We start from the raw sequence: 13,131 nt of genomic DNA on the forward strand, positions 1-13,131 counted from the left end.
TTTTTTTGTTTTCTGCCCGGGTTCAAGGGGAAGGAAGGTTGTATGCCAAAAATGAGATTGCTATCATATTCAGTGTAAACGTTTGCACTAATTTCAGGAAGGAAGTGACGGAGAGCGGAAACGCTCGAATGTATGCGCCTATTCGAAGAAAATCATGTGTACCAGTCGTGGATGAGACCAAAAGCAAGAGAAGGGGCAATCGTACAAGGAAGCTGTTATCGCTTCACCGTATTGACGAGTCAGTTGATTCGAATGGAATATGCGGAGGACGGTGTCTTTGAAGACCGCGCCACCCAAGTGGCGTGGAATCGGGAATTTGACGTTCCACAATTCCGAGTGATTGAAGATGAGACAGAACTCCAAATCATCACCGAACATGTCCATTTGTATTATACGAAAGGTCCGTTCGCGCCGAACACGCTCTACGTGGACGTGAAAGGGAACTTTAGCACGTATTATAGCCGCTACATGTTCAACGGTCCGGAGCGGACGCTGAAAGGGACGGCGCGGACGCTCGACCATGTGGACGGGGCGACGGAGTTAGAAGAAGGGATCCTCTCCAAACAAGGGTATGCGATCATAGATGATTCATCCTCGTTTTTGATGACAGATGATCGCTTCGTCGAGCCGCGACGAAAAGGGATCCATGACATTTACTACTTCGGATATGGTCATGACTATAAACAGGCACTTCGAGACTTTTACACGTTGACGGGTCCGACGCCGATGCTCCCTCGTAAAGCGCTCGGGAACTGGTGGAGCCGCTACTGGCGATACGACGAAAAGGAGTATAAGGCGTTAATGCGCCGTTTCAAGTCAGAAGATGTCCCGTTCTCGGTCAGTGTCATCGATATGGACTGGCACGTGACGGACATTCCCGAAGAGTACGGGAGTGGTTGGACGGGCTATTCGTGGAACAAAAACTTGTTTCCCGAACCGAAGCGTTTCCTTAACTGGCTAAAGGATGAGGGAATGATGGTGACGTTGAACCTGCATCCCGCGGACGGTGTCCGTGCGTTTGAAGATCAGTACGTGGCGATGGCCGAGGCCATGGGCGTCGAACCGGAATCGGGGGACCGAATCCCATTCGATTTTTCAGACAAACGATTCATTCAAGCATATTTTGAGCAGATGCATCATCCACATGAGGCGGATGGCGTTGATTTTTGGTGGATCGATTGGCAACAAGGGTCGACCTCGAAGATGGAAGGACTCGATCCGCTATGGATGCTGAATCATTATCATGCCATCGACATCGCCCGTGACGGCAAACGCCCGCTCATTTTCTCTCGTTACGCAGGACCAGGGAGCCACCGTTACCCGGTCGGATTTTCAGGAGACACGATCATCTCGTGGGCCTCGCTCGCCTTCCAGCCGTATTTTACAGCGACAGCGACAAACATCGGTTACGGTTGGTGGAGTCACGACATCGGAGGGCATCATCGTGGGAAAAAAGACGATGAGCTCGCCGCGCGTTGGGTCGCATACGGGGTGTTCAGTCCAATCATGCGCCTCCACTCGACGTTCAGCACCTTCAACGGGAAAGAGCCTTGGCGTTTCGGGATCGAAGCCGAACAGTCGATGAAGCGATTCTTACGTCTGCGTCACGAGCTCATTCCTTATCTATACACGATGAATTATCGTAACCATGCCAATGCGTTACCGCTCGTGCTGCCGATGTATATCGAACATCCCGATGACGAAGCGGCTTATCAAGTGCCGAATCAGTTTTATTTTGGCAGTGAACTCATTGTGTCCCCGATTGTCACGCCGATGGACCGAAAGCTCCACGTCGCCGGAACGAATGTCTGGCTGCCAAAAGGAGAATGGTTTGACTTCTTCACAGGACATCGTTACGAAGGCGACAAGTCGATTCGTGTGTTCCGTGGACTCGATGGACAACCGGTCTTCGCCAAAGCGGGTGCCATCGTTCCCCTCATGCCGCATCAACCGCATGCGAACGAGACGGGAAACCCGAGCGAGCTAGAAGTACTCGTCTTTCCAGGTGCCTCGAACACGTTCACGATGTACGAAGATGACGGGGAAAGCCGGGATTATGAGACAGGTGCCTCACTTGAAACGACGTTTACGCTCGACTGGGAAGCGCGGACGCTACACATCGAGATGTCAGGAGACCTGACCCTCGTTCCGGCGAATCGGACATTGACCGTTCTTGTTCGAGGCGTTGTCGGGGAAGGGGACTATGACGCTGAGACGCAGACGTTACACATCCCGATTGGTGAATTGAAGCAGGAGCAGACGGTGACGCTCCCCGTCGATGTAACACAGAACGCCCATCGACTTGACCGTCTCTATCGATTCTTAGATCGCGCGGAAATCGCCTACGATTTGAAAGATCGTTTGTACCAGATGGCGACGACGAAGACGCGTCTCGAGGCCTGGCTGTTTGACCTCCATGCGTTAGAACTCGATCGAGATTTGCAAGACGCGTTATTAGAACTGATGTTGGACTGAAAAGGGGGGAGACCCCCTTTTGTCATGTCAGAAAACTGTCGGATTTTGAAAGCGGTATCATTCTGAATCGTTTTATACTTAAGGTAGGGGATTTAACTAGAAATGAGGGGATACAGATGCGACATAAGTGGACGATTGATGATTTACGCCAGTTAACACTGTTTGCGAACTGTTCGAGTCGAGCGCTTGAACAGCTCGTCCCGTACGTCTATTGCCGAACATATCGAAAAGGACAGCTCCTGTTCATGGAAGGAGACCCGCGAGAGCGCGTGTATTTCTTAATGAGTGGATACATCAGACTCGAACGGATGAACGAGCATGCGACGCATCAATATGCGGACTACGTGAAGCCCAAACAGTTCTTTCCGTACAATGGTTTGTTCACGGAGGAAGACTACCGTCATACGGCCGAAGCGGTGACGGATATTGACGTCATCTACATCCCGACCGAACGGTTCGAGCGGTTTGTATCTACACAGTCGAATATGCTGCTCTATATCATCGGACAGATGAATCGTATTTTAGATTTACATGAACGACGTGTCCAAGAAATCATTACCCCGAGCGCGAAAGAACGTGTACTCAATACCATCCATTTTTTGATTGAAGATTTAGGTGAACCGGATGAGCAAGGGGTACGTGTCCGCTGTCCGTTCACGGCGATGGAACTATCTCGTCTATCTGGAACGTCTCGAGAGACGGTTTCTACGATTTTAGCGAAGCTTCGCAAAGAAGAGGTGCTTCGAATGGATGACCACCAACTTGTAATCGGGCATCCTGAATACTTTGAGCAAGACTTCGATTGACGCCACTCAGGAGAGGGCGTCTTTTGCATGTCGGAACGAGCGGAGCGTTCGCTTCAAGACGTGTCATATTGTATAATTAGTGATGAATCTCACAAAGCAATCGGATTGTGAATAGAGAAAGGATGAATGCAGTGAAACGACTGCAAGCCCTTGCGTTCGCCGAGCGAGGTCACATCATCGGACTCGTGTTATCCGCGGTCATGATTGGACTATCGATTTTGGCGCAAGCGTATTTAATCGTCGACATCGTCGACCGAATCTTTTTAAAAGATGAATCATTTGAAACCATCATTCCGGCGTTGCTTTGGCTCGTCGTCGCCCTATTGGCACGAGCACTTTTTGGATACGTCTCCGGACGAATCGGAGCGAGTTTATCGGAAAAAGCGAAACGGGCGTTACGTCTGCAATTACTAGATCGCTATGCCACGAGCCCGGTCGAGTCCTCTTTGACGGGACAATCTGGGAAGAAGGTCAGTGTGTTCATGGATGCTGTTGACGAGGTTGACGCCTACTTCAGTCAATATTGGCCACAAGTGATTCAAACCTCGATTATCCCGCTTCTGATTTTGGTTGTCGTCTTCAGCCAACATTGGATTTCAGGTGTCATCATGATGGTGACGGCACCGTTTATCCCTTTGTTCTTTATTATCATCGGGATTGCGACACAGAAAAAATCTGAGGAACAGATGGAGAAGATGAATCAATTTTCCGGAAAGTTTTTGGATGTCTTACAGGGTTTGACGACACTTAAACTCTACAATCGGACCGAACAAGAAGCGAAAGCGATTGAGAAGAGCAGTCTCGACTTTCGGGATGCGACGATGGTCGTCTTAAAGACGGCATTCTTATCTGGCCTCATGTTGGAATTCATCTCCATGCTCAGCACCGGCGTTGTAGCACTGGAAGTCGCGCTACAGATGGTCGTTTGGGAGAACCTGACGTTCTTCTCAGGATTCTTGATTCTTGTGTTGGCGCCAGAGTATTACTTGGCCATCAAAGACCTGGGCAGCGCCTTTCATACGGGACGTGGCAGTATGGGCGCAGCAGACCGGATCTTTGACGTATTAGACGCCCCGGATGATCGCATTCAGTGGGGGACAAAGTCGCTTCGTTCACGGACACCGGACCTTGAGCTTGAAGAGATATCGTTTGAGTACGCTGGTGGGCGCTTTTCCCTTCAGCCATTGAGTGGTCGCATCTCGTCCGGCACCCACCTTGCGTTAGTCGGCGCGAGCGGTTCCGGGAAGACAACTGTCCTTAACGTGATCTCAGGACTTTTGCAAGTGAAATCAGGGCGCGTCCTCGTGGATGGCGAACCCTTGCATACGTATAAGGAATCTGCCTGGTATGGAAATATTGCGTATATCTCTCAAAATCCGTATCTGTTCGCCGGGACACTCGCCGAAAACATTGCTTTAGGTGAAGTGGCTGACGAGCGTGCGTTACTCGAAGCAGCCGAGGCAGCTGGACTATCCGAGGTGATTGACCAGTTGCCGAACGGAATCTGGACAGAACTCGGAGAAGGTGGGTTTGGACTATCTGGTGGGGAACGGCAACGCCTTGCACTCGCACGGGCTTTCTTTAAGCGACCTGGTATTTTATTGTTTGATGAACCGACGACCGGCCTTGATTTGAAAACAGAGCGGATTGTCAGACGCTCGATTGAAGAGCTGTCGAAAGGTGCGACGTTAATCACGGTTGCGCATCGTCTGCATACAATCAAAGAGGCGGACACGATTTGGTTCATGGATGACGGGAAACGAATCGCAGAAGGGACGCACGAAGTGTTACTCGCTGTCCCGGAGTATGCAGAACTGTTTGCACTTCAGAAAGGGGTGAGCCGATGAACTCGCTTTGGACCATCACAAAATGGATGATGCGCGAGAAGAAAGACATTCTTCTCTCCATCTTCTTTGGATATGCGGCAGGGATTGCAGCGGTCGCCCTCTTCGCGGCAAGTGGCTATCTCGTATCACGGGCAGGGCTCGTCCCGCCACTGTATGCACTCATGGTACCGGTTGTCTTAATTAAACTGTTCGGTGTCATCCGGGCAGGAAGCCGTTATCGGGAACGCCTCGCCTCACACCGGGCGACGTTTACGATTTTAAGTGAGTTGCGCGTCCGGTTTTATCGTCAGTTAGAGCCGCTCGTTCCGTCCATCTTTGCGAAATATCGGAGCGGCGATTTGCTCGCACGCGTCGTCGGGGACGTTGAGAGTCTTCAAAACTACTTCCTTCGCGTGTTTTATCCACCGATCATTCTCGTACTCGTCTTTTTGAGTACCATCTTCTTTGTCACCTTCTTCTCGTTTGCGGTCAGCCTATGGATTTTGTTTGGTGTACTCGTTACAGGATTCTTGATTCCGCTCGGATTTGCACGAATTCGTGCCCGTCATGACGAGACGATTCGTGGATTGCGTGGAGATGTGTCGATTCAATTGACAGAGATGCTGTTCGGATACCGGGATTTAAAACTTCATCACCAACTTGACCGCACGAAACAAGCTGTCTATTCGCACAGTGAGCGTTACATGGAGGCAGAGCGGAAAGACACGACGAATCAGTTCTTCAATTCGGCGCTCGTCGTTGCCGCTTCCTTACTCGTCTCATGGGGCGTCTTGGCCATCGGTGCGTATCAGGTGGTAAATGGAGACCTGAACGGGTTGTTCTTGGCAATGCTGATCATGATGTCGCTCACAGCGTTTGAGAATACAACGCCGATGGCCGTGTTCCCCGGTCACTTTGCAGACAGCAAGCAAGCAGCGGATCGTTTGTTTGAAGTGACGGAGCCGAGTGAAACGATTGAGGCGCGTGAGGCGAAACGTCAAGACGTGACGTTTACGGATGCACCGTCCATTTCATTTGACCATGTTCGCTATCGTTATCCGGATACGTATCGAGATGTCATCGATGAGGTGACGTTACACATTCCAAGTGGTTCGAAGACGGTCATCGTGGGACCGAGCGGGTCAGGGAAGTCGACGTTACTTCAACTGCTCTTGGCTTTCGTTCGGACGGAAGACGGCACGATTCGGTTGGATGAGTACAACGTGAACGATGTCAAACAGACAGCCATTTGGCAACATGCGAGCGTTGTTTTGCAAGACAATCATTTCTTTTATGGAACTGTACGGGACAACTTGGCGTTAGCCGGTGACTTCACAGATGAAGAGATGAGCGTAGCGCTTGAGCGGGTCCGTTTGGCGTTCACGCTAGACGAACCGGTCCTTGAGAAAGGGGCGAACTTGTCAGGTGGAGAACGCCAACGCCTGGCCATCGCACGAGCACTTCTTAAAAACGGACTTCTCTGGTTGCTCGATGAACCGACATCGGCACTCGATGCAGGAACGGAGGCCCATGTCTTTTCTGAATTGTTACAGCAAGCCGGAACAGGCACACTCATTCTCGTCAGTCACCGTTTGACGGGTCTCGAAACGTTTGATCAGATTATCGTTATGGAAACCGGAAGAATTGTTGAGGTCGGTTCTTATGAGGAACTGATGACGAAACGTGGCATGTTCTATGAATTGAAACAAATCGAGCAAGAAGTGTTCGCATCATGAAAAAGACGAGCAGCCCCGTCGGTGGGCTGCTCGTCTTGCTTTTGGCAAATATGGGTGCAACAAATGGGGGTTGTCGCAATGCTTTCAAAAAGAGTGTCGTGGAGGGGAATCCACGTGACGTGATATGTTTGGGGAACGTGCACGTCAAGCTTTTAGGAAGCTACAACTAAAGTATAGTTGATAACGATTCTCATTGTCAATGAGAATAATGAAAAAAATCCATACGTGCGAACACGTATGGATTGGGTCTTCAATTAGTTCGAGGCTACGCCTTTTTGAACCGTGAATCGAATCAAACTGAACAAGTATCTCGTGAAGAAGAGAGCGAACGCATAGAATAGCGCAATGAACGGTGACTGAAGATCAATCCCCGGAATGTTCATCAAGAACTCCAATACGAGAATAGAGAGTAAGAATACGTAGAGAGCGGCATCTAAATAAAGTGGCATGAGACGATCGCGTTGATGCCAAAATGTACGGACGAGTGGAGCCACGGTCATCCCGATGATCCGTTCCGCAAAGCCGATACTGAGAACGGAGATGATGAATGCTGGGATCGTGTTAAAGCTCACCAAATCCGAGAACACGAAACCTGAAATCAACAAGAGCGGACCGATGATAATCATCATCGAAAGTGAGGTCCGGAAGAAAATCCACATGTTGTTCTGAATCGAACGAATCCCCCCGATTGCCGATTGTTGAAGTGTCTTTCCACGTCTATAGTCAATCGCGAACGAGCCGATAAACATAATTCCAAATAAAGATAACAAAACTGACATGAACGATGTTTCCCCTTTTCTGAATAAATCACGATGTATCGATCTGAATCAAAGTCTAGCCTAGTTTAACGATTCATTTCGAGAAAGTAAAGCGAGAAAACGCGCTCAAGTGTGAAGAGTTTGACACATTAAGAGGCGAGGATGAAACGATTTCGACCGGACTCTTTTGCGTGATATAACGCTTCATCTGCATGTTTTAACACACTGTCGATTTCAATATCATTCGAATGGCAAGCTCCAAGCGAAACAGTGATGTGGAGCGTACCGGCACTCGTCTCGAACGGGAACGTTGAAACCTTTTCTCGAATAGATTCAGCAAGCTGCGATACTTCTTCTCGATTAGCATGGGGCATGACGATTAAAAATTCTTCGCCGCCGAAGCGACCGACTAAATGGCGCTCATTGCTCTCATTCACGAGGAGCATGCCGAGCTCGCGCAAAACATCATCTCCGACGTCGTGACCGTATGTGTCATTCACCCGTTTGAAATGATCGATGTCGACCAAAATCAATGCGTATTCTTCTGCCTCGACCGTCAAGTTGGCCATGGCTTCGTTCAAGAGACGCCGATTGGCAATCCCGGTGAGCGCATCTGTACGCGCTAGTTGCTGTTGATGTTGGACGTTCTCAAAGTGACGGCGTAGTTCGAGCAGTAATCGATAGGCGGCGCAAGCTCCCCCGTAAGACATTAACATGTAGACGATTAAGACGGGATAGAACAAGTTTAGTGGAAGCGCGGCATAAAGCGCTGCCCCAAAAATGGCAATACTGATCGTAGTGAATACGAGCAAAGTAGGCCGAGTATTATCCATGGGTTTCCGTAAAAGACTTGTTAAGACAACTAACGTAACTATTGTGGCGATGGCTAGATAGAGACCGAGCATGGTACCGTCTGTAAAGAACAGAACTAGGGAACGACCGATTAATAATATGATACCTGCGACAGCACCACTCACCCATCCCCCGAATAGAACGGCAAGCAAAACGGGAATATTACGTAGGTCGATGAGTATCCCCTCGAGCGGTAAGGCATTTACCAAAAGGAGGATGGCAATCAATCCGGTCTGTACCCCGAGTAAAACCCTTCCTTTCAAAGGAGACTGTGGAGTTAAACGAGGTCGATTGCGAAACGGTAAAAAGGAAATCGTGAAGAGCGTGAACAAGATACACAGGTTGATAAAGAACGCATTAATGATTGTGAGCATCGAGGCTCCCCCTTATCCCGTATGGAAATATTTAGTTACAGTATATAGCATCTAGTTGGAAACAGACAGGAATAACCTGCTTGCGGAAAGAAGCTCTCTTGAATGACTATTCAAGCAAATCGTCTTGGAATCCTTTTGGATTTATTCAAGTTCTTCTCATCTTTTAGAACTTTCGTTATGGAAAATCGAAAGTTTGGTATGATAAGAGAAAAGGAGGACTGTCCGTGCGTTACTGGGATCATTTTAAACGAGCGTTTATTCCGATTGCGCTCATTTTGATTGGATTAGCGATCTTTTATACTTTATCGGCTCGAGACAACATGGCGTTGACGCTATTAGGGGCTGCGATTGTTGGAGTCATCTTATTTTTGGTAATGCGTCATGTGAATCAGGTGGAAGAGGACTGAAGCGAGAACACATTTTGTGGTTCTCGTTTTTTGTTGTCTTGCCACATTTTTGGGTACACTACAAAGTAAGGAGGGATTTATCATGGCAAAAGCTACATTTGCGGGAGGCTGTTTCTGGTGCATGGTCAAACCGTTTCATAAATATGAGGGAGTGGAGCGTGTCATTTCTGGATATACAGGAGGACATGTCGACAACCCGACGTATCAACAAGTCTGTTCGGAGACGACAGGACATTTAGAGGCGGTTGAAATCACATTTGATCCAGAAGTCATTTCGTATGAGGAGTTGCTACGCATCTATTGGCGTCAAATCGATCCGACAGATGGCGGAGGGCAGTTCAATGACCGCGGTGAATCCTATCGTCCAGCCATCTTCTATCATTCAGAAGAGCAACAGGCTGCAGCGGAGCGTTCGAAACAGGAAGTGGAAGATTCGGGTCGCTTCGATCGTTCGATTGAAGTCGATATCCGCCCTGCGAAAACGTTCTGGGAAGCGGAAGACTATCATCAAGACTACTATAAAAAAAATCCGTTCCGCTATGAGATGTACCGTGTCGGTTCAGGACGCGCGAAGTTCATCAAAGAGGCATGGAGCGATCGTAAACAACAACAAGCACTTCGTGAACGCTTGACACCGATGCAGTATAAAGTGACGCAAGAAAACGGGACAGAGCCACCGTTTCAAAATGAATATTGGGATGAAGAACGAGAAGGGCTGTACGTGGATATCGTTGACGGGACACCACTCTTCACATCGCACGATAAGTTTCAGTCGAATTGCGGATGGCCGAGCTTCTCACGTCCAATCGAGGAGAAGCGCGTCGATTTGAACATGGACACGACGCATCACATGGTACGGACAGAAGTCCGTTCAAAACAAGGGGACAGTCACCTTGGTCACGTGTTTGATGACGGTCCAAAAGAGCTTGGTGGCTTACGCTATTGCATCAACTCGGCCGCTCTCCGATTCGTTCCTGTAGAAGAGCTTGAAGAGGCGGGGTACGGGGAATATAAACACTTATTCAACAAGTGAAGGGGAGAGCCGTATGTTCACAGCCGTCAAACAACAAATTCGGTGCGAGACGATTGGGACCGTCCTTGATTTTTACGACCAGTCGATTCGACAGCTTTCGGAAGAGGCGAGACAAGAGAAGTACGCGAAGATGAGTTCAAGCCCGTTCTCGTTCTTTCGAGGGAGCTCACACTTGTTCTACTACGATTTTGCGAAAGTACCGATCGCCTTTGACACAGGTCCTGACCATCCGACGTTCATTCAAGGAGACTTACACTTTGAAAATTTCGGTGTGTTCGAAGACGGGGCCGGCACCATCATCTATGACGTGAACGACTTTGATGAGGCGTATATCGGGTCCTATCTGTTCGATTTGTTGCGGATGGCGGTCTCTGTCGATTTGTTCGCCGCCGAGTCAGGATTCGACGGCAAGGCAGCCATTCAAGCGTTTGCTGAGTCCTATGCCAAAGCCATTGAAAAACATGCGCTTGGACGGAGTGAGCATATTCAATTCACGAAAGATAATACGTGTAAAGCGGTCAAAAAAGTCATAAAAAAAGCGGAAAAGAAGAAAGATGAATTCATGTCCGAACGGACGGAGGTACGGGACGAGGAACGTTATTTTTCGACGAGTGACGACCTGCTCCCCGTCTCTTCAGAAGTACGGGAGAAAATTGAAGCGGCATGGGGCGATTATCTGTCTTCATTGTCAGACCAACACCGACATCATGCCGATCACTACGAAATCAAAGATATCGCCATCAAACTTCAGAGCGGCACGGCTTCGATTGGTTTAGAACGCTACTATATTTTGATTGAAGGTGCCGACGAAGAACATGATGAAGATGTTATTTTAGAGATGAAGCAAGCACAGTCCGCCGTCCCGTCTCTCTTTCTTCCGACACATCCGCTGTTTGAGAACGGATTGTCGCATCAAGGCGCTCGTGTCGTCGCCGCACAACGAGCAATGGTCCACAGTCGTGACCCGTATCTCGGCTATTTGACAATCGACGATAAAGAATATTATGTGAGGCAACGTTCTCCGTATAAGCGGAAAGTGAAAGCGAAACACATGAAAGATGAGACGTCGCTCATTGAGACGTTGAAAGTGCAAGCGCAAATCACGGCGAAGATTCACGCACGGGCCGATGCGTCATCGAATGTGCTCGATTATACGGCAAGCGAACGAATCGCGGCGGCAATCGGTGACTCCCCGTCCCTGTTTATTCGACAGTTATCGAGATGGGCTGATTTTTATGCAAATCAAGTTCGTTTTGACTATGACGCCTTTTTAAATTGGGTCGAGTCAAGGAATCGTTAAAGATACTTGCGAATCGAGGATGAAATCCTTCACAATGGAAGCGTAAAGGATGTGTACGGACTATGATTACAGAACAACAAGTCATCGCCCAAATGCGTCAGGTGATGACACAGATTGAGTCGTTAACCGGCGAAGCGCAAAAGCGTCATTTGGCAAAGTTAATGGGTTTTTGTGAACTCTTGTTAGCGGAGACGTCTGAAGCAAAAAGCGTTGGGGCATCACAGTCCCCGACCGTGACAAGTGAAACGAAACCTCCGCTTGATCGTCAGATGGCCGCTTTTCTCGGGATTCCCATGGAAGAAGACGAACAACCTAAATCCGATTCATTGCTCGATTTTTGAACCACATGTGATGCACATGTGGTTTTTTTGTGGATTCATTTTCATTGACTTAAATACCATAGGGGGTATAATGGGTACAAGAAACGAAATGTAAATGGAGGCGTGAATATGTTGGACTTTCTTTTTGTGGCAGTCGTCATTGGACTTGTGTATTTCTGGTGGAGTCGTCGTAACAATGTCAAAACGGTTTCGACAGACGATTTAAAACGGAGAATCGCAGAAGAACGGAACATTCAATTGTTGGATGTGCGTGAGCCGCATGAATACCGCGGGGGACATATCAAGCAGGCGAAAAACATACCTTTATCCGGATTCGGTAATGCTCAAGCGAAATATCCGAAAGAAAAGGAGCGTCCTGTCTATGTCATCTGTCAGAGCGGGATGCGTAGCCAACGTGCGGCAGCGATGCTGAAGAGTGCCGGATATACCGACGTCTATTCTGTAAAAGGTGGCATGAACTTCTGGCGTGGATAATAGAGGCGACTGGACGAATCGGTTCAGTCGTTTTTTTGTCATCACGTTTTCTCTTTTGCATTTTCGGGGATTCTGCTACGGTAAGGAGAGAGTGAAAGAGAGGGGATCAATCCAATGGCAGTAATTTTATTTGATATCGATGGCACGTTAGTAGATACGACCGGACCGATGACAAAGGCGATTCATGAGGCACTAGAGGAGCTTCCTCATCTTCCGAAACCGAGTGAAGAGGCGGTCCGTTCAGGATACGGCTTGGCAGGTAACGCGTTTTGGGAGCATGTCATCCCGGAAGCGACGCTTGAGGAGATTCGTCTCATTCGCAGACTCCGTCATACGACGCTTGAGCAAACGATGGAAGGACAAAATGTCTTATTTGACGGAATTCGTGAGATGTTGGAGACACTTCACGAGCAAGGTCATACGCTGACGACAGCGAGTAACTGCGGTGTTCATTATATGAATTTGATTTTAGATACGCAACAGATTCGTCCATATATGACGGCACCCGAATGTTTAGAATCTGTTGGGGGCGAGAAGAAGGCAGACATTCTGACAGCGCACCGTGTCCGGCACGGAGAGGCGGACTATATTATGGTCGGTGATCGTAAATCGGATGTCGAGGCGGCTCGCGCCCATGACTTTCCCGTCGTCTTGACAGGGTTCGGATTCGGCAATGAAGAAGAGTGGGCACTTGCGGATCACGTGATCCAGTCTCCACATGATTTAGTCGAGTGGGTCAACCGATAAGA

At 48.8% G+C, this 13,131-nt stretch carries 12 protein-coding genes; 10 read left to right on the forward strand and 2 right to left on the reverse strand.

Features of this window, described 5'->3' with window-relative positions:
• Positions 1–132: 132 nt before the first annotated feature.
• From KNO70_RS00655 to cydC, 4 genes are all read left to right on the forward strand, one after another.
• A complete protein-coding gene (locus KNO70_RS00655) occupies positions 133–2,475 on the forward strand; it encodes a glycoside hydrolase family 31 protein (protein ID WP_214783917.1) in 2,343 nt (780 codons plus the stop codon).
• Positions 2,476–2,591: 116 nt separating this feature from the next.
• Positions 2,592–3,281: a Crp/Fnr family transcriptional regulator gene (locus KNO70_RS00660; protein WP_214758065.1), complete on the forward strand. Its 690-nt coding sequence runs from the start codon at positions 2,592–2,594 to the stop codon at positions 3,279–3,281.
• 122 nt (positions 3,282–3,403) lie between these two features.
• On the forward strand, positions 3,404–5,128 hold the full coding sequence (cydD, locus tag KNO70_RS00665) for a thiol reductant ABC exporter subunit CydD (protein WP_214758067.1): 1,725 nt from the start codon (positions 3,404–3,406) through the stop codon (positions 5,126–5,128).
• A complete protein-coding gene (cydC, locus tag KNO70_RS00670) occupies positions 5,125–6,843 on the forward strand; it encodes a thiol reductant ABC exporter subunit CydC (RefSeq protein ID WP_214810755.1) in 1,719 nt (572 codons plus the stop codon). The genes cydD and cydC overlap by 4 nt, the downstream gene beginning before the upstream one ends.
• Positions 6,844–7,097: 254 nt before the next feature.
• On the opposite strand, the gene KNO70_RS00675 is transcribed toward cydC, so the two are convergent.
• The gene (locus KNO70_RS00675; protein ID WP_214810757.1) at positions 7,098–7,622 is read right to left on the reverse strand and encodes a hypothetical protein; all 525 of its coding nucleotides are present in this window, start codon (positions 7,620–7,622) and stop codon (positions 7,098–7,100) included.
• Between the two features lie 128 nt (positions 7,623–7,750).
• The gene (locus tag KNO70_RS00680) at positions 7,751–8,827 is read right to left on the reverse strand and encodes a diguanylate cyclase (protein ID WP_078147769.1); all 1,077 of its coding nucleotides are present in this window, start codon (positions 8,825–8,827) and stop codon (positions 7,751–7,753) included.
• A 224-nt stretch (positions 8,828–9,051) separates the two neighbouring features.
• Between KNO70_RS00680 and KNO70_RS00685 the strand changes: the two genes are divergently transcribed.
• From KNO70_RS00685 to KNO70_RS00710, 6 genes are all read left to right on the forward strand, one after another.
• Positions 9,052–9,234: a hypothetical protein gene (locus tag KNO70_RS00685; protein ID WP_074035608.1), complete on the forward strand. Its 183-nt coding sequence runs from the start codon at positions 9,052–9,054 to the stop codon at positions 9,232–9,234.
• Between the two features lie 82 nt (positions 9,235–9,316).
• Entirely contained in the window at positions 9,317–10,267 is a 951-nt protein-coding gene (msrA, locus tag KNO70_RS00690) for a peptide-methionine (S)-S-oxide reductase MsrA (protein WP_214687638.1), read from the forward strand.
• Positions 10,268–10,280: 13 nt separating this feature from the next.
• Positions 10,281–11,567 carry a DUF2252 domain-containing protein gene (locus KNO70_RS00695; protein WP_214685292.1) on the forward strand — a complete coding sequence of 429 codons (1,287 nt, stop codon included), beginning with the start codon at positions 10,281–10,283 and terminating at the stop codon, positions 11,565–11,567.
• 62 nt (positions 11,568–11,629) lie between these two features.
• The gene (locus KNO70_RS00700; protein ID WP_214810759.1) at positions 11,630–11,908 is read left to right on the forward strand and encodes a DUF5327 family protein; all 279 of its coding nucleotides are present in this window, start codon (positions 11,630–11,632) and stop codon (positions 11,906–11,908) included.
• Positions 11,909–12,016: 108 nt separating this feature from the next.
• Positions 12,017–12,382: a rhodanese-like domain-containing protein gene (locus KNO70_RS00705; protein WP_214687632.1), complete on the forward strand. Its 366-nt coding sequence runs from the start codon at positions 12,017–12,019 to the stop codon at positions 12,380–12,382.
• A gap of 114 nt (positions 12,383–12,496) precedes the next feature.
• A complete protein-coding gene (locus KNO70_RS00710; RefSeq protein ID WP_031422042.1) occupies positions 12,497–13,129 on the forward strand; it encodes an HAD family hydrolase in 633 nt (210 codons plus the stop codon).
• The last annotated feature ends 2 nt before the right edge of the window (positions 13,130–13,131 follow it).

It is taken from the genome of Exiguobacterium sp. s181 (assembly GCF_018617125.1).
GTDB classification, from domain to species: Bacteria; Bacillota; Bacilli; order Exiguobacteriales; family Exiguobacteriaceae; genus Exiguobacterium; species Exiguobacterium profundum.